Genomic DNA, 23,040 nt, shown 5'->3' with positions numbered 1-23,040 from the left:
ATTTAACCTCCTAATGCTTGAATCAGAGTTAATTTTGAATGCAACTTTGATATAATTTCTTTTTTACTTTTTAAAGGCATCAATATCACTATAATATTTAGTTTATTTATAAGAGGGTGCTCCTTACTTTTTTCATCAAATCTTTTTTTCAATTTATACACTTCATCTTCAAAATCTTTAGAAAATTTTTCGAAATCTAATTCATATGAATCCAGTGTCGATGTTTCGTACGCACAAAACATCGGAATTACTATATTGTTTAGTTGCTCGGAGAGACTTGTATATCTATTCAACAATTCAATCCAATGTTCAGAATCAAATCCCATAGAATCCAGCATTTCATATGAATCTGTTATTCTTTTGGATATTATATTAAATTCACTATTAAAATAATCAGTATTAAAATGTTCAAAAAGATCTTGTGCTAGTGCATCTACCCCATTTATTCCACTTGTGTATATCTTAGACTCCCCAAGCCAAAGAGTCATACTTTCAGTATTAATATGTATAGAATCGAAGCCATGGACAGCATGTCCGAATGAATCTTTAAAATGGATTTTAGCTATCAAAGGATTAGTGTTAAATAAATATTTTAAAATTGAATGAAGAAATAATTCCCCAAATTCACCTCTTCTTAAATATTTATTATCAATTTTATCATCAATAGACTCACCTTTTTTATACATTTCTGCTACTTCTCTGTATTCTGTTATCTTATATATCGATCTTGCTGCCTCAACTAAAGTGTTTAAAATCTCATCTTGAGGAACATTTTCACCTCTGTGGAAGCCAAAAGCAAAACTTGGTATTTCTTCACACATGATTTGTACAAAGTCATCAATCCTCTGTTGCACGCTGTCTTTTTCACAAATATCAAAATCAACATGATAGGAATAAAAATTAGCTTCTGATATTTTACAAGATAAGACTTTCTGAATTTTATTTTTTTTACTCATAATTACTATCCTCACATTTTTTCTTAAATATATTCTCTCATTAATAACAAAATAACTCAACTTTAATATTATAAAAAACACCACAATGTTAAAATGAAATATTTGTAGGTCTGTTTCATATACAATAACTCCCACAACTTTGTAGCACTTTTTAACGTTTTTTGAGTAAAAACTACATTTTATATTTTCATACCTGAAACGCGCAATAAGACTGTTATATCAACATTTATCAAAGCTTGTTTCAGATCGTTTCATGTATCAAAATTTATTTTCCTTTTGCAAAAATCAAAAAAAGAGTACCCCATGTTAGCCTAGTAGCTCACATTTCAGGTACCCTTATTACGGTCAGAAAACAACGGGGTGGGGTCATCTTACTTCTTAATATTTACCAAAACTAAATACTATAGACAACAGCCCCATTCTGAGTTGTTATAGTGACTTCTCCATCTCCACCTTTACTCCAAATACTCACAGGCTTACCGCCAGTCTTTAAACTTATATCTTTAGCAGCATCTAGAAATTTATTATAATAATCAGTATTACCTTGTCCAGATATATATAGTTGTACATTTTGAATAGTAGCAGACATTGCAGGAATTAAATTTATCGTTGTCCCATCATCCTCTATTGAACACCCCATCCATTGAGCTTTCCCTTGAATATAGTCATTTGTATTCAAATCATTATATGCAATCGTACCTAAATTAAATTCATTTTGATTATTTACATCTGTTGTATGATTCTTATTACCCGAGACAATTTCTAAAAAGCCATCTTTAAGTTCTTTGTTCTTTGTTCTTTGTTCTCTGTTTCTTTAAAATATAAATAATTATTTTCATTTCCTTGGTTCTGTTTTGTAATTAATACTTTAGGTATACCTGACGCAAAAGTAAAGAAATAAACGTGCTTTTCAAGGTAGGGTTGAGTATCTGCATCTGAATAAACAGCAACTAAGGAGTAGCCAGTTACTCCCTCTCCATTCTCAGACCATTATATTTTAATCGGAACATCATCTACAACTGCTTGCCATCCATTCTTATTATCTAAAACTTTATCAGGTAGCATTAACCCATATAAATCCACATTGTTATTGGGGCTATAATGTTTAGACATCTATGCACATATTACGAACAATGCACCTAAGAAAACTGGTCAAGAATTTGCTGATATGATGAATAATAAGTAAAAAAGCTGGTCAAAAGCTGGTCGTTTCTAATTTCAAGGTAAAAGAAAAAAGCTAGAATCCTTATATATCAAGGGTTCTAGCTCCTATAACAGGTTTATCCAACACTGCCTTCCATCTCATAACTAATCAATCGATTCAACTCAACCGCATACTCCATCGGTAATTCCTTCGTAAACGGCTCAACAAATCCCATAACAATCATCTCAGTCGCCTCAACCTCAGTCAACCCACGACTCATCAAGTAATAAAGCTGCTCTTCCGAAATTTTCGAAACCTTCGCTTCATGCTCCAACGCCACTTGACTATTATGAATCTCATTAAACGGAATCGTATCAGATTTCGATTTGTCATCCATAATAATCGTATCACACTCAATATGTGAAATCGAACCCGCACTATCTTTTCCAAACGTTACTTGACCACGGTAATTCACTTCACCGCCATCTTTAGCAATTGATTTAGAAACGATCGAACTTGAAGTGTTTGGCGCATTATGAATCATTTTCGCACCTGTATCTTGGATTTGATTTTCACCAGCAAATGCAATTGAAAGCATTGTGCCGCGAGCGCCTTTTCCATCTAGATAAACACTTGGATATTTCATCGTTGTTTTAGCACCTAAGTTCCCATCGATCCACTCAACGGTGGCACCTTCATAGGCTTTGGCACGTTTTGTTACCAAGTTATAAACGTTATCCGACCAGTTTTGGATGGTTGTATAACGTGTATACGCATCTTTATGTGTAAAGATCTCAACGATTGCTGCGTGTAAGCTATTGCTTGTATACGTAGGTGCCGTACAGCCTTCTACGTAGTGAACACTTGCGCCTTCATCAACAATAATCAGCGTACGTTCAAATTGTCCCGTGTTTTCCGCATTGATTCGGAAGTATGTTTGTAATGGCACATCCACACGAACCCCTTTTGGCACATAGATAAACGTTCCACCCGACCAAACCGCTGAGTTTAATGCAGCTAGTTTGTTATCTGTTGGTGGGACTAATTTTGCGAAGTATTTTTTGAATATGTCTGGATATTCTTTCAACGCTGAATCTGTATCTGTAAAGATGATTCCTAATTTTTGGAATTCTTCCTTCATATTGTGGTAAACCACTTCTGATTCATATTGCGCTGAAGCTCCAGCTAGATACGCACGTTCGGCTTCTGGAATTCCGATTCTTTCAAAAGTTTCTTTGATTTTATCTGGTACATCATCCCAGTCACGAGCGGGTTTGTCACTAGCTCTTTGGAAATATTTGATTTTTTCAAAATCGATATCAGATAAATCAGGTCCCCATTCTTGCATGGCCATTTTGTTGAATTGTTCCAATGACTTCAAACGGAACTCTAACATCCATTCTGGTTCTTCTTTCTTACGTGAAATTTCTCTAACGACTTCCTCTGTTAGTCCATTTCCCGTACTGAAAATTGGTTTCACATCATCATGAAAACCAAATTGATATTCTTCTAACTCAGGTACAGTACTCAAATTATCTCACGTCCTTTTCTTGATTCCTTACTGAATTCAACCTACTTATTATTATTCACAGTGTAATTGTCCTGCGGTTCCTTGTCCGTCATTTTCAACTGCTTGTTCTAACGCTTTCCAAGCAAGTGTTGCACATTTAATCCGAGCGGGGAATTTTGCCACGCCACTAAGCATCGCTGCATCGCCTAATTTTTCTTCTTCTGGTACGTCATTTCCTTGCACCAACTGAGAAAAATCTTCTGCCAACTGTTCTGCTTCGGCTAATGTCTTCCCAATCACCGCATCTGTCATCATACTGGCACTCGCTGTACTAATCGAACAACCACTGCCACTAAACGCAATATCTTTAATAACATTGTCTTGAATAGCCACTTGCAATTCGATCACATCGCCACAAGTCGGATTGTTCATTTCGATTTTCTTGCTTGATTCAGCCAACGTTCCATGGTGATGAGGATGACTGGAATGATCTAGGATCACTTGACGGTATAAATTATCTAATCTAGATAGAGCCATGTTGGAAAAACTCCTTTGTCGCTAAAATTGCTTCGATCAATCGATCCGCATCTGCCTTGGTATTATAGAGATAGAAACTCGCACGAGCCGTTGCTGGCACATTTAAATACTTCAATAATGGCTGTGCACAATGATGTCCTGCACGAACTGCCACGCCTTCCATATCCAAAGCTGTCGCTGTATCATGCGGATGTAATCCATCTAAATTAAACGCCAACACACCTGTATGATGGGCTGGATCTTGCGGTCCGTAAACCGTCAGTCCTTCGATTTCCAATAGTTTTGGTAACACGTAAGCTACTAATTCTGCTTCATGTTGATGAATTTCTTCTAAGCCAATCTCTGTTAGAAAATCGATTGCCGCACCTAGAGCGATCGCTCCAGCAATATTGGGTGTCCCTGCCTCAAATTTCCAAGGCAGTTCTTTCCACGTACTATCATACAAATTCACGAAATCGATCATTTCCCCACCGAATTCTACGGGTTCCATTTGATCTAATAATTCACGTTTTCCATATAATACACCAATTCCAGTTGGACCACACATTTTATGCCCACTGAATGCATAAAAATCAGCATTGATTGCTTGAACATCCACTGGCATATGCGGTACCGCTTGAGCACCATCGACAACTAAGACAGCACCATGACTATGAGCTAACTCTGCCAACTCTGCTACTGGATTGATCACACCTAAAACATTGGATACATGCGCAATAGAAACAATCTTGGTTTTATCCGTGATTTGTTGTTTTGCACTTTCTATATCTAAAAAACCGTCTGCTGTGATCTCGATATATTTTAAGGTTGCGCCTTTGCGTTCCGCTAGTTGTTGCCAAGGAATAATATTAGAGTGATGCTCCATATAGGAAATCACGATTTCATCCCCAGCTTCAACCGCTAAATCACCGTAGCTTTTTGCCACCCAATTTAAACTTGTGGTTGTGCCTCGGGTAAAGAGAGTTTCCGCTGTTTCTTTGGCATTGATAAAGGCTCTAACTTTTTCACGAGCTTCTTCATAATCTTTCGTCGCACGTTCTGCCAACGTATGCACACCACGGTGGACATTGGCGTTATCGTGTTCGTAATAATAAGTCAGTTTATCTAAAACTGCTTTGGGCTTTTGAGTTGTTGCTGCATTATCCAGATAAACAAGCGGCTCGTCATTTACTTCTTGAAACAAGATGGGAAACTGCTGCCGAATCTTATCTGCGTTTATCATGCATTCAACTTCCCTTCAATTACATCTACAAATTCTTTTTGAACATCCTTAACAGGAATCGCTGTGATCACTGAACCTAAGAAGCCACGGATAACCAAACGTTCCGCATCATCTTTACGTAGACCACGGCTCATTAAATAGTACATTTCTTCTGGATCAACACGACCAACACTGGCTGCATGTCCTGCGGTTACTTCATTTTCATCGATCAATAAAATCGGGTTGGCATCGCCACGGGCTTTATCAGAAAGCATTAAGACACGACTTTCTTGTTGGGCATCTGCCCCTTTAGCACCTTTTAAGATGTGACCAATTCCGTTAAATGTTAAAGTACCTCGTTCACGAATAACTCCGTGTTGTAAAATGTGTCCCACAGAATGAGAGGCTTTATTGGTTACACGAGTGTCAATTCCTTGTGTTTGTTTGCCAGCACTGATTGCCACAACTTTCACTTCTGAATGAGCGCCTTCGCCTACTAAATCTGAATCAAAATCAGCAACTACGTCACCATCATTCATCACACCTAACGCCCAATCAACAGACGCATCACGCATGATATGACCACGACGGTTCATATAGGTTGAAACATTTTCGCCTAATTGATCCACAGCAGAATATTTCACTTTTGAACCAGCTTTGGCAATCACTTCAACTACAATATTCGCTGACACTTTGACTTTTTGATCACCAATTGTTTGGAATCGTTCTAAATAGCTAAATTCACTATGCTCGTCTGCTACGATCAAGACATGTTTGAAGAATGATTCTTCACTCGCTGAATCTTGAATAAAGATCGCTTCGATTGGTTCTTCAATGACAACATTTTTTGGTACGTATAAGAACACTCCACTATTCATAAAGGCTGTATGGAAAGCTGTTAATTTATCTTCATCCATTTCAACCGCTTTATTCATATAATATTCTTTGACTAAATCCCCATGTTCTTGCAAGGCTGTAAACATGTCAGTAAAAATCACGCCTTGTTCGGCTAATTTCGCTGAAAGTTGTTCAAACGCTGTAATCGATCCTTGTTGCACGATTACTGGATTGTCTTTCATTGCATCAAAGCTTGGGATGTTCATTGTTTCAGGTGCATACTCTTCAGTATTCACATTAAACAAAGGCCAACGGTGAAATTTCACCCGTTCGATCTTTGGTAATTCTAGGTTTTCAGCTTTTTCTAAAGCCGCTACACGTAAGTCCGTCATCCAAGTAGGTTCTTCGTTACGTGCTGAAAAAGCTCTAACGTCGTCAAGATAATTCACTGTTGTTATTTCCTTCATTTATCTTGTCCTCCTTATGCTTCTTCTTTGTATTCGATACCTAATTCTTGGCTGATGCCAGCATAGCCTTCTGCTTCTAAACGTTTCGCAAGTTCCGCACCGCCAGTTTTCACGACACGGCCTTCCATCATGATATGCACCACATCTGGTGTGATGTAGTTCAGTAGACGTTGGTAGTGAGTGATGATCAACGCGCCAAAGTTTTCGCCGCGCATTTCGTTTACGCCTTTTGATACGACTTTCAAGGCATCGATATCTAAACCAGAATCGATTTCATCTAAAATGGCAAATGTTGGTTCCAACATCAATAATTGTAGGATTTCGTTACGTTTCTTTTCTCCACCAGAGAAGCCTTCGTTTAAGTAACGTTCAGCCATTTCTTCTGGCATATTTAGTAGATCCATTTTTTTATCTAATTTTTTGATGAATTCCATCACTGAAATTTTATCATCTTCATCACGTTTGGCATTGATTGCCGCACGCATGAATTCAGCATTGGTGATTCCTGGAATTTCACTTGGGTATTGCATTGCAAGGAATAAACCTAAACGGGCACGTTCGTCCACTTCAAGTTCTAATACATTTTCTCCGTCAAACAAGATTTCGCCTTCTGTGACTTCGTAATTAGGATTTCCCATGATTGCAGCAGATAAGGTTGATTTACCTGTTCCGTTCGGTCCCATGATTGCGTGGATTTCACCTGTTTTCATCGTCAGGTTAACCCCTTTTAAAATCTTTTTATCTTCGATTGATACGTGTAAATTTTTAATTTCTAAAACGGACATGTACAATTCCCTCCAACTTAAAATTATTGTTTTATCGTTCTCATTCATTTTATCCTAATTGAGAATGATAAGCAATCTCTTTACTAGAATAATTCTTATTTAATCTAGGTTTTCTTTGTGAAAAAGTGGACTTAATTAGAATCTTTCTAAAATGGCTATTGTTCTCTTTTTTACTTTTTACGGACTTTCCCTCCTACTTATCAGTCAAATATCCTCCTATAATTAGCAGACAACTTTGATTTTCCTCAATCTTTGTGAGATAATTTACAACGATTTCAGAAAAATTTTGACTAGAACAAAAATCATTTTGTCCCAGCCATACGAAAAGAGGTTTTTTAATGTCTAAAAAAGGAATCATCCTTGTTAATTTAGGTACTCCGGATAAACCGGAAACGAAAGAAGTTCGTGCTTATTTAAAGCGTTTTTTAGGTGATAAACGAGTAATTGATACTAACCGTTTGATCTGGTTACCTGTTTTACATGGAATTATTTTACGAACTAGACCGAAAAAATCAGCTGCTTTGTACCAACAAATTTGGCAAGAAGCTGGTTCACCGTTACTTATTTATACTCAATCACAAACGGAACAGTTGCAAGAACGTTTTCCAGATCACATCGTTCGCTATGCTATGTCTTACAGTAAACCTTTGATTCCAGAAGTTTTAAAGGAAATGCATGATCTAGGTGTTACCGATTTAACGATTATTCCATTGTATCCGCAATACTCAACAACGACTACTGCGCCGATATTCGATGAAGTAGCTAAATTTTATTTGAAAGCTGAAGCGATTCCTAGTTTACATTTTATTCAATCATTTTACGATGAGCCATTATATATTGAAGCTTTAGCCAATCAAATCAAACAAGCATTAGCTGAAAAAGAGTTCGATAAGATTGTTTTCTCTTATCACGGTATCCCGGTTTCTTACGTGGAAAAAGGCGATCATTACTTAGAGCACTGCGAGCAAACGACTCAAGCTGTAATGAAACAAGTTGGTGATGTTCCTTTCATTAGTACGTTTCAATCAAAATTTGGCCCAGCTGAATGGCTCACTCCAGCAACTGATCAAACGTTAAAAGAGCTACCTAAACAAGGGGATAAAAATATTTTGATCATCACTCCTGGGTTCGTTTCTGATTGTTTAGAAACTGTTGAAGAAATTGAAAAAGAAAATTATGGCTATTTTATGGAAAACGGTGGCGAACATTTCCACTATATTCATCCGTTTAATGCTGACCCGATCTTTGTTGATATTTTGGAGAAAATCATACAAAAATAGTAAAAAAGACAGAAAAATCAATTAAGATTTTTTCTGTCTTTTTTTATTATTTATCTACAGGTTTTACAGATCCATCCCATTTTTCAAGGATCCAATCTTGGATTTCTTTACTGTGTAATGCATCAATCAGTTTCTTGATTTTATCGCTATCTTTATCTTCTGAACGAACAGCCACAATATTTACGTATGGTGAATTATCTTTTTCCAGTAAAATTGAATCTTTCAACGGATTTAAACCAGCTCCATAAGCAAAGTTTGCATTGATTGCCACAAGATCTGCTTCATCATTGTTGTAAGTTGTTGTTAGAACTTCTGGATTGATGTTATGGATAAATTTCAAGTTTTTAGGATTTTTATCGATATCTTCAAATGTTGCAGTTTCTAAATCTACCCCTTTTTTAACGGTAACTAAATCAGCATCTTGTAAAATCGTAATAATGCGACCCCAGTCAGATTCAGAGTTTGATGTAATGATCGTTGCGCCATCTTTTAACTCTTTGATATCTTTGATTCGTTTTGAGTAAAGACCCATTGGCTCGATATGAATCCCACCAGCATTTGCGAAATCATAATTGTTTTCTTTGACTTGTAAATTGAAGTATGGAATATGTTGGAAGTAATTCGCATCGATATCGCCTTCTGCCAAGTTTTTATTTGGTAAAATGTAATCATCAAATTGAACGATTTCTAGATCAATGCCTTCTTTTTTAAGAATTGGTTTTACTTGTTCTAAGATCTCCGCATGAGGTGAAGCGGATGCGCCAACTTTTAAAACGGATGATTCTTTTTCAGATCCCGCTGACTTACTATCATCTGTTTTGTCTTTTGCTCCTCCACAAGCGACTAAACCAAATGTCACAACTGCTAATGCTGCTAAACCGAATAATTTCTTTTTCATATTTATTTCCTCCAATTGTTTTTCTATTTTGATTGTTTATCGTTTGTCAGAACGTTTCACTAATTGATCGCCGACAAACTGAATAATAAACACAATAACCAAGATTAAAACTGTTGCGACTAATGTAACGGTATTATTGTTGCGACTAAATCCTTCTTGATAAGCTAGGCCACCAAGACCACCTCCGCCGATGATTCCTGCCATTGCAGTAAAACCGATCATGGTGATTGTTGTTAGTGTAACGCCAGATAGCAACGCTGGCGTACTTTCTGGAATCAAGACTTTAAAGATTTTTTGAATTCTAGAAGCACCCATTGCATCTGCTGCTTCCAACACACCACTGTCAACTTCACGGAACGCGATTTCAACTAAGCGAGCGTAAAATGGTGCTGCTGATACGATCAATGACGGAATTGCTGCTTTTGCTCCAATACCAGTGCCAACTAGTTTTCTGGAAAAATCCATCAATAAGATAATCAATACGATATAAGGAATCGAGCGAAAAATATTACTGACTACTGATAGAATGCTATAACAAATCTTAGCATATGGTGATTTGTTACGGCTCAAGCTATAAAGTAACAATCCTAATAAAAAACCAATAATAATAACAAAAATCATCGCAACGACTGTCATGAATAATGTATCGATCGCCGCTTGTTGCATTGATTCTGGATTCACCCGACTAAAATTTAAATACTTTTCTGCAAATGTCTCATTCGCCACGGTGAATCACCTCCAAACCAACTTCTTTTTCTTTAAAGAATGTCAATGTTTTTTCTACTTCATTTGCTGATCCAATAATCATAACGGTTAGGGAACCAAATGCGCCTTCTTTAGCTTGTTGAACTTGTCCTTGAACCACATTGATATCTACAGCAAACTTACGGATTGCTTGAGAAATGACTGGTTCATTCGCATTGTCACCACTAAATTGAAGAGTAGCTACTAACCCAGCTGGATTTTCTTTGATCAATTCTTGTAATAATTCTTCTGTATCTTCTTTAGGTTCTAATTCTTGTTGCACGAAACGTTTTGTAACAGCTTGTTTCGGATGTCTAAAGACTTCCAACACATCGCCTTCTTCTACGATTTGGCCTAATTCCATGACCGCAACTTTATTACAAATTTTACGAATAACATGCATTTCATGTGTGATCAGTACAATCGTTAAGTTCAATGTTTTATTGATTTCTAATAATAGATCCAATACTTCATCAGTTGTTTGTGGATCTAGTGCGCTAGTTGCTTCATCACAAAGCAAGATTTCAGGATTATTAGCCAAAGCTCTAGCGATACCCACACGCTGCTTTTGTCCACCAGACAACTGACTTGGATAAGCATCTCCACGCCCTTCTAAACCAACTAAACTCAAAAGTTCCTGGGCTCTTTCTTTTCTCACATTCTTTGGAACATTTGCTAACTCTAATGGTAACATGATGTTTTCTAAAATCGTTCTTGACCATAATAAATTGAAATGTTGAAAAATCATGCCGATTTTTTTACGAAATTGACGTAGTTCTCGGTTTGCCATTTTCGCAACATTTTGCCCTTGGATAATGACTTCTCCCTCTGTTGGTAATTCCAAGCCGTTTAATAAACGAACTAACGTACTTTTACCAGCGCCAGAATAGCCGACGATGCCGTAAATATCCCCTTGATCGACTGTTAGTGAAACGTCACTTACAGCTGTTACTTGTCCAGTTTTACCGGAAAATTGTTTTTGTACGTGTTCTAATTCGATTAGAGGCATTTTTTCCCCTCCGCTTTCTTTGGTTTTACTTCTTTTTTATTATACTACAGGATACGTGTCATTGTGAGTAACATCTTGTAGATTAGTGCTTTTTGCATGTTCAACATCAAGTTACTTTATAACATGATGTTGAACATGCAAAAAGCTTCCGCCCAAATGTCTGAATCTGACATAAGGACGAAAGCTTGTCTTTCGTGTTACCACCTTGATTTACTATTATTTCACAATAATAGCCTTATACAGTACTTGAACTCGCATACTGTCGTGCTATAACGGGCACTCCCGTAATAAGTTCACTTCTGCTCACTTATTCCGCTCAAAGACCATCTTCCATCTCAACTATGCTACCTCTTTTCAGCGAACAAGGCTCTCTTCAAACACGTTTGACATGTACTCTTCTTTTCAAAGCTTTTACTTTTATTGATGAAATTATAGCAACATCTATATAGCTTGTCAATTAATTTTATGCTTGGCTCTATTTAGCTTCCTCAACATCTGACAAAATCGCGATCCATGCTTTTGTTTGATCTGCATCATCTAATACACTTGGATCTTGTTCGGCAGCTTCATTGATTGCAACGATCGTTCCACCCATTGGTGAACTGAATTCGCTGACCGCTTTTTCAGCTTCCACTTCGATCAAAGAATCGCCTTTTTTCAATGTTTGACCAACCTTTGGCATCGTCGCAAATGTGATATTGCCTAAATCCTCTTGTGCTTCATTGGTTAAGCCAATTTTATATCCTTCATTTGTTTTTAAAATCCATAAGTTGTCGATTATTTTCAAGTTTTCAGCCATTATTTAATAGCTCCTTCATAATCAGATTCTTTAAATCCGTTTGCTAAAAATTGATCTCCCTTAACAAAAATCGGACGTTTGATCAGCATACCATCAGTCGCTAATAATTCGCTTGCTTCTTTGATTGTAAAGTCATTGACCTTATCTTTCAATCCTTGTTCTCTATAACGAATACCGCTTGTATTAAAGAAACGGCGAACTGGCAGATCACTTTGTTCCATCCAGTTTGCTAATTGTTTTGCAGTTGGAGGATTTTCGATCATATCGATTGTTTCGTATTTTACCTGTTTAGCATCTAACCACGCTTTTGCTTTCTTACACGTTGAACATTTTGGATACCAGAAAAATGTGTACATTTTAACGCCTTCTTTCATTTAATATTCTTCGATCGTTGCTTCTTTTTGATACTTCATTGACATGATCAATCCTACCCCTAGCATATTTCCTAAAATAGAGGAACCACCTTGGCTGATGAATGGTAACGGAATCCCTGTTAGAGGCAATAACCCGATATTGGCCCCAATATTCTCAAATACGTGGAATAAAATCATCATAATGATCCCTGTTGCAATATACGCATAAAATTCATTATTCGTATCAAAACAAACACGAATCATGCGGTAAATCAATATAAAGTATAACAAAATAATAAAGCAGCCGCCAATGAACCCAAAGTTCTCACCAACAACGGTGAAAATCATGTCTGATTCTCTGACTGGTACATAAACATCACTAACATTAAACCCTTTTCCAAGTAAGCCTCCTGAACCAATTGCAGTTATTGCAAGTGCTGGTTGAAAAGAACGATCTGGATCATGATGGAAAGGATTCATCCATAAATCGATTCGATCAAACTGATACGGTTTAAAACCAACTGAATACAGAAATTCACGTCCCGTAGTCGTGGTTACTAAATAAATTGTTCCAGCTCCTAATAATAAAGCCGCCAAAAATGTTGGTAAAATAATTTTCCACGTAATTCCTGACATTAAAAATACACCGCCAAAAATGGCTAAGAAAACCAACATTGTACCAAAGTCATCCTGTAGTAAAATTAGGATAATGACCGGCATTGTCACCAATAACATTTTGCCAATCAGCCAAAAATCAGATTTTATCGTGCGATTGACATTTTTAACATTATGCATTGTCACTACATAAGCCAACATTAAGATAAAGGCTACTTTCATTAATTCCGAAGGCTGAAAAGTCGTGCCGCCAATGCTGATCCAGTTTTTAGAACCTGTTTGTGATTCTAAATAGGGATCATAAAATTTTAATAGTAACCCCATCATGATCAGTCCAATCACATAAAACACTGGAGTTAGCCGCCAGAGAAGCTTGGAGCTGAAATTCATAACAATCACGATACTAACGCCACCGACTAAATACCATAGCCCTTGTTTCATCAGCATATTTCCGATTTCTGGTCGGTTTGGATCATTACTTAAAGCGACATAAAGTGACAGTATACCGATGATCGAAAGAAGGAACACAGGTAAGATTACACCATAATCAATTCTATTATCTAAGTTGCGCATTAATTTATTTTTATTCATTCGTCATCCCTTTTCCTTAAATCATACGCTTTTTATTATAACTTTCTATAAGGAGAAAAGAAAGTATAGTCTTGATGATTTTGGAAAAACTTTAAAGTACAAATTTAGTAGCTGTATTTACATTGTTTTTTTCATTTTGACAAATGTGTCCTTTACTATACTTTTCTAAGTTCGTTTAATTTTTATGTGCATTGCTTTGTCGCGTTGTATAAGTATATAATACATTTTTAAAGGAGATGAATAACATTGAAGAAGATGTATTTGTTAGGAATTAGTTTGTTTATTTTATCACTTGGAGGCTGTGGGAAGCATAACAACACAGAAAACGAATCACAAACAGCAAATGAACCTTGGATTACACTCGATATGGATACGATTGAAGCAGATGAAAACGGGCAGTTTCAGCTTACTGGAAAATCCGACTATAGCAGCTTTTCTGCTAATATTATCCAAAATAGAAATGGTATTAGTACACAAGAAACACGAGGGATACTCAAAATTGATAAAGATGGTACATTTATTTGGAGAAATATTTTTATAGATGGAAAAGATCCTACAACTGATATCTCTTTTTCATCTTATAAAGAAAAAGAAAAGATTCAATATCAGGTTAAAATTGATTATAGTAAATTCGTAGCTAAACAGGAAAACGATAAATTCGTAGAAGAAAAAATTAATAATGAAATGCCTGCACTTTTAGAAGAGGTCGTTACTTCATCTGAAAATATGATTATCAAAATTGATAGAAAATATAATAGTTATCGAAGTTTACTTGTAACAGTACCTTTAGATGTAAAGTACGAACGTAACAGTGTGAAGAAAAAATATATGGATACTATCGGTTTTCTAATTCAAGAAAAAACCGCCAGTACGTTATATCCAGATAAAAAGCAGATTCCTTACATCACATTTCGATATGAAAAGACTAATGAATTTTTAGGCGCTACTGATTTAATTAATCGAAGAAAATTTATTCTTTATGATAAAACTAATTATTGAGAATGATCAGCTAATGAACACTATTTTTTATTGAACCTAATAACAAAAAAATAGGCTAGGCAAAACTAAAATCGTTTTGTCTAGCCTATTGGTATTAAAATTGGTTTTGTAAACTACATCATTATAAAAATAGAGTTATTTTACAATATCCAAAACTTTTTCATAAGCTTCGATTTGAGCGTATAATCGTTGGACTTGCAATTCATTCTCAATATAATTGATGGAGTTGCCAAGATTTTCTTGTCGTTTATCTTCTAGACGTTCGACTTCTTTTTTTGCTTCATTCGCTAACTTATTGATTTGATCAACTTTTTCTGACATGATGCATTCCTCCTATATACTTAGTTATACATTCAGTGTAGGCTCTTTTTTGTAAATATACAAAAATTATGAATGAATTCTCTTAATAAAGGGAAAAATGGTTAAAAAAACTCAAAACCTTCAATAAGTATGGTTTTGAGTTTGCACTTAATTTAGACAAAATCCTCTAAAGTATCTTATCCACGGTTATCCTGTTTTTCACCTTCACTAATCCTAGCCAAAATACAAGCACACCTATGGTTAGCGCACTTCCAAGTGTTATTAGTACTTTTGAATATTGATTGTTTTCACCTAATGGCGGAAATAGTGTGGTTTTTTGTGCAGGTTTATCGTTTGATTGATCATTGGTCATTGTTTCTATCTTTCTTTCATAAATATACGTTACAACTTGAAGGTTATCTGTAAATGATCCTTTTGCTATTCCTCGAACTTCTTTAAATGTATAGCCATCAAATTCTCTTTGTTCAGTGGCGTATGAATCGCCAATTACTCCAATTTTCACCACTTCGGCACTTAAATTATTTCCATTGGTATCTTGATATTTTACTATTACATTCGATATCTTAGATGGATTTTTTTCATAGATATAAATTACTGTTTGAGCTTTATCCATGAATATCCCTGTAGTATTTCCCTGAACCTCTTTAAATGTATAACCATCAAACTCTTTTTGTTCTGTAGAATACAAATCGCCGATGTTTCCTGTCTTGACAACCGCATCCGCAAGGCTTTTTCCGTTTGTATCTTGATATTTTACTGTTACATCTGCTGCAGCAACGGGATCTTTACTATATACATATTTTACGCTTTGTTTTTCGGCGGTAAAAAGACCTACGGCATTAGTTGGAAGTTTATTTTGATTTAAAGTATAGCCTGGAATATCCAATTTATATTGATCTGTAGTAGCATCATACGTATCACCAATATTGCCCTTCATTAATTGAGGTTCATGAATTACGGTGCCATCTTCCTCTTCATAAACGACCTGAACATCTTCCCCAGGTATTGGGATATTCGTAAAATGTACCCCTCTTCCAAATCTCCAATCAATATAGGTACCATAACCACCCGAATCATATCCACCGCTAAAAGGAACAATATCTTTATTCAAGGCATTATTTTCAAGAATAAATTCTCTTTTTGGCGTCATTGTAAATGAAATAAGTAAATCCGGCTCTCGGTTGTTTTCATCATCTAGATGGTCGATCGCTTGCGTAAGCTCCATCTTATAACCAACTAAATCATTTAAATCGGGCAGTATATCACTATAATTTATTCCGTCTGTTGTATATGCTAGCTTAGCATTTCCTTTAGTGACTGTAGGATACGAGGCAAATTGAAACCAAGAATCTCCTGTGCTGTCTTGGTTTGTAAACTTTGCTAAATACTTCGTCATAGTTCCGTTATTGACTGTTAATTCTTGTTGGAAATAAACTAACTTATTTGTGTTTAAGTCTATTTCTGTCGGTTCAGAGAAAATATCATGAAAAGCCTTTCCCACAAGAACATAATCTGTCCCGTCATCTGAAGTTTTCATTCCTGAACTAGATACATTTCCTTGTGCAAAAGCTGAAGAAGAAAACATCAAAGCTCCTAATATGAGGAATCCTATACAGTGCAAAAATTTTTTCATCTGTAACCTCTCGCTTTTCTATTATTTTTACTAAAAAAATCGTAACACAGTATTCTCATCCAATCTGTTTTTTTATTTTAATAAAATGAAATAATAGAACACTTATTTTCTAATTAGCTTATATCACTATTCAGCTTGGGCAAAAAATAAAACAAGCATACCTAGAGTTCAAAGACTTTGGTAAGCTTGTTTTGTAATTTATGCCAGCTGCAGGGATCGAACCTGTGACCTATGCGTTACGAGTGCATTGCTCTACCAACTGAGCTAAGCTGGCAATACAATCAAAATTATAAAACTAAACCTACCTTTTGTAAAGATAAAAACAGTTCTTTTTTTAAAATAAAATTAGTTTTCTGAAATTTTTCTTAATTTGTGGTATAATAATAGTAGTTAAGAAAGGAAGTTTTTTTGAATGTCTAATTTCGGTAACTTTAATCGTCCTGTTGAGCCTTCTGCAGAAGGGGATTTATTCACTGTCGATACTCAGGTCACTTTCTTGATGCATGGTCAGCCACAAACGGGGATTATCACGAAACAATTAAATAACTCCGCTGTTGTGGAAATTGATGAAAACTCTGACAACACCGATTTAATGGTTAAAAGTAATGGTGTGATCGTCATCAATTACAAAAAACTAAAAAAAGTATAGATTTTTCCATCCATAATTACTGGATGGATTTTTTATTTCATAAAAATAGCTGATAAAAACATCTTCATGTTTTTATCAGCTATTTTGTTCTTACTTAGTACCAAATAAACGATCACCAGCATCGCCAAGGCCTGGAACGATGTAACCATCTTTATCTAAATACTCATCTAATGCTGCAGTATAAATATCGATATCTGGATGTGCTTCTTGTAAAGCCTTCACACCTTCTGGCGCTGCTACTAAACAAACAAATTTAATATTGCTGCCACCACGGGCTTTCAATGCATCGATTGCCATAATTGCCGATCCACCTGTCGCTAACATTGGATCAACCACAAATAATTGACGTGCGTCGATATCTTCAGGCATCTTCACAAAGTATTCAACTGGTTCTAATGTATCATGATCACGGTATAAACCGATATGTCCAACTTTTGCTGCTGGAATCAATTCCAAAATACCATCTACCATTCCAATACCTGCACGTAAAATAGGTACGATTGCTACCTTTTTACCAGATAATGTTTTTTGTGTTGATTCACAGATCGGTGTCTCGATTACAATATCTTCTAAAGGCATATCTCTTGAAACTTCATATGCCATAAGCATTGCGATCTCATTTACGACTTCACGAAAAACCTTTGTTCCACAATCCTTATCTCTAATGATTGTTAATTTGTGTTGGATCAGTGGATGATCAATAACTTGGAATTTTCCCATGCTCATTCTCCTTCAATAATTTATTCCTTCCTATTGTAAAACAAAATCGAGCGATTGACTAGTCAATCACTCGAAACTTTTACTTATAAAGTGGATATTTTTTTGTCAGCTCACTAACTGAAGCACGAACTTCAGACCGTGTGACTTCATTTTCATGATCTTTTAAGACTTTAACGATTAATTTAGCCACTTCCACACAATCGTCTTCTTTAAATCCTCGAGTCGTGATCGCAGGTGTACCAATGCGAATACCACTTGTTTTAAACGGACTAAGTTGTTCAAATGGAATTGAGTTTTTATTAGCCGTGATATTCACGCTATCTAAAATCGCTTCTGCTTCTTTTCCATTTAAACCAAAACCGCTAACATCAATCAATAATAAATGATTGTCTGTTGAACCGCTCACTAAACGAGCTTCTGGTGTTTGATTGAAAACTTTGGTCATCGCTTTAGCATTTTCAATGACTTGTTCGCTGTATTCTTTAAAGGTAATGTCTAGTGCTTCTTTAAAAGCAACTGCTTTACCAGCAATGACATGCTCTAATGGTCCGCCCTGAATGCCAGGGAAAATATTGCTATTGATTTTTTTCGCTAAATCTTCGTCATTTGTTAAAATAAGTCCACCACGAGGTCCGCGTAAAGTTTTATGTGTTGTTGATGTTGTGATATCAGCATATGGAACTGGATTAGGATGTAAGCCAGCTGCTACAAGCCCTGCAATATGAGCCATATCTACCATTAATTTTGCGCCAACTTCATCGGCAATTTCACGAAATTTCTCAAAATCAATCGTACGAGAATACGCACTTGCACCTGCAACAATCAATTTAGGCTGATGTTCACGCGCTAAAATACGCACAACATTATAATCGATCACTTCAGTTGTTGGATCAACACCATAACTTACAAAATTATATGTTTTCCCACTAAAATTGACTGGTGAACCATGAGTTAAATGTCCTCCCGCAGACAAATCCATTCCTAAAACGGTATCTCCTGGTTCAATCAATGAAAGATAGGCCGCTGTATTCGCTTGAGAACCTGAATGTGGTTGAACATTGGCAAATTTAGCCCCAAATAATTCTTTTGCTCGGTTAATCGCTAAATCTTCAACGATATCAATAAACTCACAACCACCATAATAACGTTTGCCAGGATATCCTTCCGCATACTTATTGGTCAAAATACTGCCTTGAGCAGCCATTACCCCTTTCGACACAACGTTTTCTGAAGCAATCAGCTCCAGATTATTTTCTTGACGATCATTTTCTTTTGCGATTGCATCCCATAAATCTGGATCAAAAGTTTTATAATCCATTAAACAAGCCTCCATTTCATTTGTTTGTATCGATTGTATCATACTTAAAAGCTCTCTACTCGAAAATCGAATCACTTTTTAAATTTTTTTGATTTGCTGCTTTCTTCAATCGATTCATATAAGCGATACCTAATCCAGTTTCTGGAAACGCTTGGGCAAAAATTATGTCGATATTTTTTTCATCTAGCGATCGAAGTCCAGCAAATAATAGCTTAGTTGCCTGTTCAACTGAATCTTCTCCAAAAGAAAAGCCTTCATCTATTTCATCAGAAAATGCTGATATGAGTTGATCATCCGCAAATAAACCAATTCGTTGGTTTTTGTTTTTAGCCCATGTTATCGCTTTTTTAAATACATCCGGATTGCCATCAACAATCCACACAGGAGTATCTGGGGAATAATGTTTGTACTTCATCCCCGGAGCTTTAGGGGCTTCTTTTTCACTGATTAAATGCTGATCTACACGTACCTTACCGATAACTTCTTCCAAGCTTTCTTTGGTGATTGCTCCTGGTCTTAAAATAACTGGAACTCCATCTGCAGCGGTCAAGTCCAACACCGTTGATTCCACGCCAATCTGAGTTGCTCCGTCATCTAAGATACCTGCAATTTTCCCGTGTAAATCATGAAACACGTGTTGAGCAGTTGTTGGACTCGGCTTGCCAGAAGTATTGGCGCTTGGGCCTACCAAGGGCACACCAGCTTTATTTATCAGCGCTAATGTTTTATCATTTTTGGGCATCCGAAAAGCAACTGTTTTTAGACCGCCAGTGACAGTAGATGAAAATGTATTTGGTTTTACAATGAAGATCAATGTTAAAGGGCCGGGCCAAAAGGAATCCACTAACGCTTTGGTGTTTGAGGGAAAATCAGTTACATATTGTTTAACCATCTCAAAATCGCTGACATGAACAATCAGCGGATTATCGCTGGGACGTCCTTTGACTGCGTAAACTTGTTTCACAGCATGCTCATCTAATGCATTTGCACCAAGTCCGTAAACTGTTTCAGTCGGAAAAGCGATCAATTCTCCTTTACAAATCAACGCTGAGGCTTGGTCGATCTCGTCACCTGTAAATTGTTTTGTCTCCAATTTTTATCCCTCCTCTTTTTTATGAAACGATGACCATTCGATCATTTCCCGATAAGTCTTGAGCAACGCGTACTTGTTTTTGCGGGAATGTTTGCTGGAAAATCTTCTTTACAGATTCTCCTTGCTGAAAACCAATTTCTAAATAAATTTTACCATCTGGATTCAGTATATCTTTTGCTTCTTCGGCTAGTTGCTGATAAATCGCTAAGCCATCATTTTCTGCAAAAAGTGCCGTTTTAGGTTCAAACGTTCGAACACTTTCATCCATTAAATCCCATTCAGTATTACTGATGTAAGGAGGATTTGAAATCAAGATATCGATTCTTTGATCACTCATTGGTTTTAGTCCATCTCCATGAATAAATTGAATCGGTGCTTCTAAGAGTTGCGCATTTTTTTCTGCAACATTCAATGCTTCTTCTGAAATATCGATTGCTGTTATTTGCCAATCAGGTCGAGCGAATTTCAAACTGATTGCGATTGCCCCTGTTCCGGTTCCCACATCAACAACATTCAGTTGTCCGTTAGGATTTTCTTTTAAACAGCGGTCAACTAATTCTTCCGTTTCTGGTCTAGGAATCAATGTATACTCATTGACTAGAAAGCGATGGTCATAAAAATCGCTATAGCCTAATAAGTATTGCGGTGGAAAATTTTCTGCAAGTCGTTTTAGATCATTATTAAGTTGTTGCTCATCTTCTGGTGAAATTTCTTCTTTTAGATGAAGCAGCCAATCTGTTTTTGTCCAGCCTTTTCTTTCAAGGAAAACGAATAAAATACTATAGCCTTCTTTCCCTTGTTTTTCTAAAAAAGAAGAAGCCCGTTCAAGGACTTCAAAATAACGGTTACCCATTTTGCATCTCTTCTAATTTTGATGTTTGATCGTATAAGACTAATGCATCCACGATTTCATCTAATTTCCCAGCTAAAATTTGGTCTAGTTTTTGGATCGTTAAACCAATACGGTGATCCGTTACACGATTTTGTGGGAAGTTGTAGGTACGGATTCGTTCAGAACGATCACCTGTACCTACAGCTGATTTACGATTTGCATCGTATTCGCTTTGTGCTTCTTGTTGCATTTGATCATACACTCTGGCACGTAAAATTTTCATGGCTTTTTCACGGTTTTTGATTTGTGAACGTTCATCTTGCATCGCAACAGCAATTCCAGTTGGTATGTGAGTCAAACGAACAGCAGAAGCGGTTTTATTGACGTGCTGACCACCAGCGCCACTTGCATGATAGATATCTGTACGGATATCTTTATCCGCAAGATCTAGCTCTACTTCTTCAGCCTCTGGTAAAACTACCACAGTAGCTGTTGATGTATGGATACGGCCTTGTGACTCAGTTGATGGAACACGTTGAACGCGGTGTGCACCACTTTCATATTTTAGTTTAGAGAAAACGTTGTCTCCTGAAATCATCATGATTACTTCTTTGTAGCCGCCGATTCCAGTGATGCTAGCTTCCATCACGTCTGTTTTCCAGCCTTGTGATTCCGCATATTTTTGGTACATCCCAAATAAATCACCAGCAAATAAAGCAGCTTCATCGCCACCTGCTGCTCCACGGATTTCCATAATGATATTCTTGTCATCATTTGGATCTGTTGGCAATAGTAAAATTTTGATTCGTTCTTCTAACACTTCTTTTTCTTTCTTTAATTCTGAAAGTTCTTCTTTGGCCATTTCAGCCATTTCGGCATCTAGTTTTTCACCTAGTAATTCTTCGGTGTCACTGATTCCATCGACTACTTGCTTGTAGCGACGATAAACATCGACTGTTTCACGGGTATTTGCCTCTTCTTTCGATAATTGCATAAAACGTTTTGTATCGCTGATAACTTCTGGGTCACTTAATAATTCACCCAACTCTTCATAGCGATCTTCGATTGATTGTAACTGATCGTACATAATTAGTTGCTCCTTTTTCGTTCAATAATAAGTCTATTTTAATTTTCACTTTTTTACTTCGTTAATTGTTCGTTACTTGTTCACCATCGATTGGAGGATGGAAATAGTGATTTCGACACACTGGGTAATAGGCTTCATTACCGCCGATTTGGACTTGAGTACCTTCATATACAGGTTGACCATCTATATAGTGTAAATTCATTGTCGCTTTTTTGTGACAGAACCAACAAATCGTTTTCAATTCTTCTAGCTTGTCTGCATACAGCATCAAATATTTTGAGCCTTCAAATAGTTCGTTACGAAAATCATTTTTCAAACCAAATGCCATGACTGGAATATTCAATTCATCCACTACGCGAGCAAATTCAATTACATGTTGTTTTCCTAAAAATTGTGATTCATCGACCAAAATACAATAAGGTTTGTAATCTAGCTCTTGGATCAATTGATAGACATTTGTTTCTTTAAAAATCGGGATGGCTTCTCTTCTAAGGCCGATACGGCTTGAAACAACACCAACACCATCTCTAGTATCCAGTCCACTTGTCATAATCACAACAGGTTTGTCTTGTTCTTCATAGTTGTGTGCTACTTTTAAGATCTCAATGGTTTTGCCACTGTTCATTGCGCCATATTTAAAAAATAATTGTGCCATTAATCCG

At 36.3% G+C, this 23,040-nt stretch carries 24 protein-coding genes, 1 tRNA gene, 1 pseudogene and 1 other annotated feature; of the genes and pseudogenes, 3 read left to right on the top strand and 23 right to left on the bottom strand.

Annotation, left to right across the window (positions count from 1 at the left end; genetic code table 11):
* Positions 1-2 precede the first annotated feature (2 nt).
* From I580_RS02515 to sufC, 8 genes and pseudogenes are all read right to left on the bottom strand, one after another.
* A complete protein-coding gene (locus I580_RS02515) occupies positions 3-956 on the bottom strand; it encodes a HamA C-terminal domain-containing protein (RefSeq protein ID WP_010772884.1) in 954 nt (317 codons plus the stop codon).
* Positions 957-1,350: 394 nt separating this feature from the next.
* On the bottom strand, positions 1,351-1,596 hold the full coding sequence (locus I580_RS17215) for a hypothetical protein (RefSeq protein ID WP_010772885.1): 246 nt from the start codon (positions 1,594-1,596) through the stop codon (positions 1,351-1,353).
* A 122-nt stretch (positions 1,597-1,718) separates the two neighbouring features.
* Positions 1,719-1,886: pseudogene (locus I580_RS17210) on the bottom strand (DUF4767 domain-containing protein); the annotation flags it as partial.
* Positions 1,887-2,236: 350 nt separating this feature from the next.
* Positions 2,237-3,631 carry a Fe-S cluster assembly protein SufB gene (sufB, locus tag I580_RS02505; protein ID WP_010772886.1) on the bottom strand — a complete coding sequence of 465 codons (1,395 nt, stop codon included), beginning with the start codon at positions 3,629-3,631 and terminating at the stop codon, positions 2,237-2,239.
* Positions 3,632-3,682: 51 nt separating this feature from the next.
* Positions 3,683-4,147 carry a Fe-S cluster assembly sulfur transfer protein SufU gene (gene sufU / locus I580_RS02500; protein ID WP_010772887.1) on the bottom strand — a complete coding sequence of 155 codons (465 nt, stop codon included), beginning with the start codon at positions 4,145-4,147 and terminating at the stop codon, positions 3,683-3,685.
* On the bottom strand, positions 4,134-5,369 hold the full coding sequence (locus tag I580_RS02495; RefSeq protein ID WP_010772888.1) for a cysteine desulfurase: 1,236 nt from the start codon (positions 5,367-5,369) through the stop codon (positions 4,134-4,136). Before I580_RS02495 ends, sufU begins: the two co-directional genes overlap by 14 nt.
* On the bottom strand, positions 5,366-6,652 hold the full coding sequence (sufD, locus tag I580_RS02490; protein WP_010772889.1) for a Fe-S cluster assembly protein SufD: 1,287 nt from the start codon (positions 6,650-6,652) through the stop codon (positions 5,366-5,368). Before sufD ends, I580_RS02495 begins: the two co-directional genes overlap by 4 nt.
* Before the next feature lie 14 nt (positions 6,653-6,666).
* The gene (sufC, locus tag I580_RS02485; RefSeq protein WP_010763366.1) at positions 6,667-7,437 is read right to left on the bottom strand and encodes a Fe-S cluster assembly ATPase SufC; all 771 of its coding nucleotides are present in this window, start codon (positions 7,435-7,437) and stop codon (positions 6,667-6,669) included.
* 338 nt (positions 7,438-7,775) lie between these two features.
* Here sufC and hemH point away from each other — a divergent pair, with 338 nt between their 5' ends.
* The gene (gene hemH, locus I580_RS02480) at positions 7,776-8,717 is read left to right on the top strand and encodes a ferrochelatase (protein WP_010772890.1); all 942 of its coding nucleotides are present in this window, start codon (positions 7,776-7,778) and stop codon (positions 8,715-8,717) included.
* A 46-nt stretch (positions 8,718-8,763) separates the two neighbouring features.
* Here hemH and I580_RS02475 read toward each other — a convergent pair whose 3' ends face one another.
* The 6 genes from I580_RS02475 to I580_RS02450 all read right to left on the bottom strand — a co-directional run bounded on the left by I580_RS02475 (position 8,764) and on the right by I580_RS02450 (position 13,726).
* Positions 8,764-9,615, bottom strand: a complete 852-nt coding sequence (locus tag I580_RS02475; RefSeq protein ID WP_010772891.1) for a MetQ/NlpA family ABC transporter substrate-binding protein — start codon at positions 9,613-9,615, stop codon at positions 8,764-8,766.
* 36 nt (positions 9,616-9,651) lie between these two features.
* Positions 9,652-10,281 (bottom strand): methionine ABC transporter permease, encoded by a 630-nt coding sequence (locus I580_RS02470; RefSeq protein ID WP_051091078.1) that lies wholly within the window; start codon positions 10,279-10,281, stop codon positions 9,652-9,654.
* Between the two features lie 49 nt (positions 10,282-10,330).
* Complete coding sequence (locus tag I580_RS02465) at positions 10,331-11,368, bottom strand: methionine ABC transporter ATP-binding protein (RefSeq protein WP_010772893.1); 1,038 nt, start codon at positions 11,366-11,368, stop codon at positions 10,331-10,333.
* Positions 11,369-11,538: 170 nt separating this feature from the next.
* Positions 11,539-11,783, bottom strand: a binding site (T-box leader).
* A 60-nt stretch (positions 11,784-11,843) separates the two neighbouring features.
* Positions 11,844-12,170: a glycine cleavage system H family protein gene (locus tag I580_RS02460; protein ID WP_281169475.1), complete on the bottom strand. Its 327-nt coding sequence runs from the start codon at positions 12,168-12,170 to the stop codon at positions 11,844-11,846.
* On the bottom strand, positions 12,167-12,523 hold the full coding sequence (locus tag I580_RS02455) for an arsenate reductase family protein (protein ID WP_010772895.1): 357 nt from the start codon (positions 12,521-12,523) through the stop codon (positions 12,167-12,169). Before I580_RS02455 ends, I580_RS02460 begins: the two co-directional genes overlap by 4 nt.
* An 18-nt stretch (positions 12,524-12,541) precedes the next feature.
* A complete protein-coding gene (locus tag I580_RS02450; protein WP_010772896.1) occupies positions 12,542-13,726 on the bottom strand; it encodes an FtsW/RodA/SpoVE family cell cycle protein in 1,185 nt (394 codons plus the stop codon).
* A gap of 255 nt (positions 13,727-13,981) precedes the next feature.
* Here I580_RS02450 and I580_RS02445 point away from each other — a divergent pair, with 255 nt between their 5' ends.
* Positions 13,982-14,725 (top strand): hypothetical protein, encoded by a 744-nt coding sequence (locus I580_RS02445; protein ID WP_245558671.1) that lies wholly within the window; start codon positions 13,982-13,984, stop codon positions 14,723-14,725.
* Positions 14,726-14,860: 135 nt separating this feature from the next.
* Here I580_RS02445 and I580_RS02440 read toward each other — a convergent pair whose 3' ends face one another.
* The 3 genes from I580_RS02440 to I580_RS02430 all read right to left on the bottom strand — a co-directional run bounded on the left by I580_RS02440 (position 14,861) and on the right by I580_RS02430 (position 16,953).
* A complete protein-coding gene (locus I580_RS02440; RefSeq protein ID WP_010772898.1) occupies positions 14,861-15,046 on the bottom strand; it encodes a hypothetical protein in 186 nt (61 codons plus the stop codon).
* Between the two features lie 166 nt (positions 15,047-15,212).
* On the bottom strand, positions 15,213-16,679 hold the full coding sequence (locus I580_RS02435; RefSeq protein ID WP_010772899.1) for a MucBP domain-containing protein: 1,467 nt from the start codon (positions 16,677-16,679) through the stop codon (positions 15,213-15,215).
* A gap of 201 nt (positions 16,680-16,880) precedes the next feature.
* Positions 16,881-16,953 (bottom strand) — tRNA-Thr (locus I580_RS02430).
* Positions 16,954-17,091: 138 nt separating this feature from the next.
* Between I580_RS02430 and I580_RS02425 the strand changes: the two genes are divergently transcribed.
* On the top strand, positions 17,092-17,328 hold the full coding sequence (locus I580_RS02425) for a hypothetical protein (RefSeq protein WP_010763354.1): 237 nt from the start codon (positions 17,092-17,094) through the stop codon (positions 17,326-17,328).
* Positions 17,329-17,418: 90 nt separating this feature from the next.
* Here the strand turns inward: I580_RS02425 and upp are convergent, their stop codons facing one another.
* The 6 genes from upp to I580_RS02395 all read right to left on the bottom strand — a co-directional run bounded on the left by upp (position 17,419) and on the right by I580_RS02395 (position 23,033).
* A complete protein-coding gene (gene upp / locus I580_RS02420; RefSeq protein WP_010763353.1) occupies positions 17,419-18,048 on the bottom strand; it encodes a uracil phosphoribosyltransferase in 630 nt (209 codons plus the stop codon).
* 79 nt (positions 18,049-18,127) lie between these two features.
* A complete protein-coding gene (gene glyA / locus I580_RS02415) occupies positions 18,128-19,366 on the bottom strand; it encodes a serine hydroxymethyltransferase (protein WP_010772900.1) in 1,239 nt (412 codons plus the stop codon).
* 55 nt (positions 19,367-19,421) lie between these two features.
* On the bottom strand, positions 19,422-20,459 hold the full coding sequence (locus tag I580_RS02410; RefSeq protein WP_010772901.1) for an L-threonylcarbamoyladenylate synthase: 1,038 nt from the start codon (positions 20,457-20,459) through the stop codon (positions 19,422-19,424).
* 19 nt (positions 20,460-20,478) lie between these two features.
* The gene (gene prmC, locus I580_RS02405; protein WP_010772902.1) at positions 20,479-21,312 is read right to left on the bottom strand and encodes a peptide chain release factor N(5)-glutamine methyltransferase; all 834 of its coding nucleotides are present in this window, start codon (positions 21,310-21,312) and stop codon (positions 20,479-20,481) included.
* Complete coding sequence (prfA, locus tag I580_RS02400) at positions 21,305-22,378, bottom strand: peptide chain release factor 1 (RefSeq protein ID WP_010772903.1); 1,074 nt, start codon at positions 22,376-22,378, stop codon at positions 21,305-21,307. Before prfA ends, prmC begins: the two co-directional genes overlap by 8 nt.
* A 61-nt stretch (positions 22,379-22,439) precedes the next feature.
* Positions 22,440-23,033 (bottom strand): thymidine kinase, encoded by a 594-nt coding sequence (locus tag I580_RS02395; RefSeq protein WP_010772904.1) that lies wholly within the window; start codon positions 23,031-23,033, stop codon positions 22,440-22,442.
* Positions 23,034-23,040 lie beyond the last annotated feature (7 nt).

Origin of the sequence: Enterococcus caccae ATCC BAA-1240 (assembly GCF_000407145.1) — a bacterium.
Taxonomy (GTDB): domain Bacteria; phylum Bacillota; class Bacilli; order Lactobacillales; family Enterococcaceae; genus Enterococcus_L; species Enterococcus_L caccae.
Note: the sequence above shows the minus strand (reverse complement) of the source record. Positions and strands in the feature narration are given on the sequence as shown.

Excerpts from the sequence above, each read along its gene's own strand:
- I580_RS02515 (WP_010772884.1), bottom strand. The coding sequence starts at position 956 with ATGAGTAAAAAAAATAAAATTCAGAAAGTCTTATCTTGTAAAATATCA.
- I580_RS17215 (WP_010772885.1), bottom strand. The coding sequence starts at position 1,596 with ATGGGGTGTTCAATAGAGGATGATGGGACAACGATAAATTTAATTCCT.
- sufU (WP_010772887.1), bottom strand. The coding sequence starts at position 4,147 with ATGGCTCTATCTAGATTAGATAATTTATACCGTCAAGTGATCCTAGAT.
- I580_RS02495 (WP_010772888.1), bottom strand. The coding sequence starts at position 5,369 with ATGATAAACGCAGATAAGATTCGGCAGCAGTTTCCCATCTTGTTTCAA.
- sufD (WP_010772889.1), bottom strand. The coding sequence starts at position 6,652 with ATGAAGGAAATAACAACAGTGAATTATCTTGACGACGTTAGAGCTTTT.
- sufC (WP_010763366.1), bottom strand. The coding sequence starts at position 7,437 with ATGTCCGTTTTAGAAATTAAAAATTTACACGTATCAATCGAAGATAAA.
- hemH (WP_010772890.1), top strand. The coding sequence starts at position 7,776 with ATGTCTAAAAAAGGAATCATCCTTGTTAATTTAGGTACTCCGGATAAA.
- I580_RS02475 (WP_010772891.1), bottom strand. The coding sequence starts at position 9,615 with ATGAAAAAGAAATTATTCGGTTTAGCAGCATTAGCAGTTGTGACATTT.
- I580_RS02470 (WP_051091078.1), bottom strand. The coding sequence starts at position 10,281 with ATGCAACAAGCGGCGATCGATACATTATTCATGACAGTCGTTGCGATG.
- I580_RS02465 (WP_010772893.1), bottom strand. The coding sequence starts at position 11,368 with ATGCCTCTAATCGAATTAGAACACGTACAAAAACAATTTTCCGGTAAA.
- I580_RS02455 (WP_010772895.1), bottom strand. The coding sequence starts at position 12,523 with ATGTACACATTTTTCTGGTATCCAAAATGTTCAACGTGTAAGAAAGCA.
- I580_RS02450 (WP_010772896.1), bottom strand. The coding sequence starts at position 13,726 with ATGAATAAAAATAAATTAATGCGCAACTTAGATAATAGAATTGATTAT.
- I580_RS02445 (WP_245558671.1), top strand. The coding sequence starts at position 13,982 with ATGTATTTGTTAGGAATTAGTTTGTTTATTTTATCACTTGGAGGCTGT.
- I580_RS02440 (WP_010772898.1), bottom strand. The coding sequence starts at position 15,046 with ATGTCAGAAAAAGTTGATCAAATCAATAAGTTAGCGAATGAAGCAAAA.
- I580_RS02435 (WP_010772899.1), bottom strand. The coding sequence starts at position 16,679 with ATGAAAAAATTTTTGCACTGTATAGGATTCCTCATATTAGGAGCTTTG.
- I580_RS02425 (WP_010763354.1), top strand. The coding sequence starts at position 17,092 with ATGTCTAATTTCGGTAACTTTAATCGTCCTGTTGAGCCTTCTGCAGAA.
- upp (WP_010763353.1), bottom strand. The coding sequence starts at position 18,048 with ATGGGAAAATTCCAAGTTATTGATCATCCACTGATCCAACACAAATTA.
- glyA (WP_010772900.1), bottom strand. The coding sequence starts at position 19,366 with ATGGATTATAAAACTTTTGATCCAGATTTATGGGATGCAATCGCAAAA.
- prmC (WP_010772902.1), bottom strand. The coding sequence starts at position 21,312 with ATGGGTAACCGTTATTTTGAAGTCCTTGAACGGGCTTCTTCTTTTTTA.
- prfA (WP_010772903.1), bottom strand. The coding sequence starts at position 22,378 with ATGTACGATCAGTTACAATCAATCGAAGATCGCTATGAAGAGTTGGGT.
- I580_RS02395 (WP_010772904.1), bottom strand. The coding sequence starts at position 23,033 with ATGGCACAATTATTTTTTAAATATGGCGCAATGAACAGTGGCAAAACC.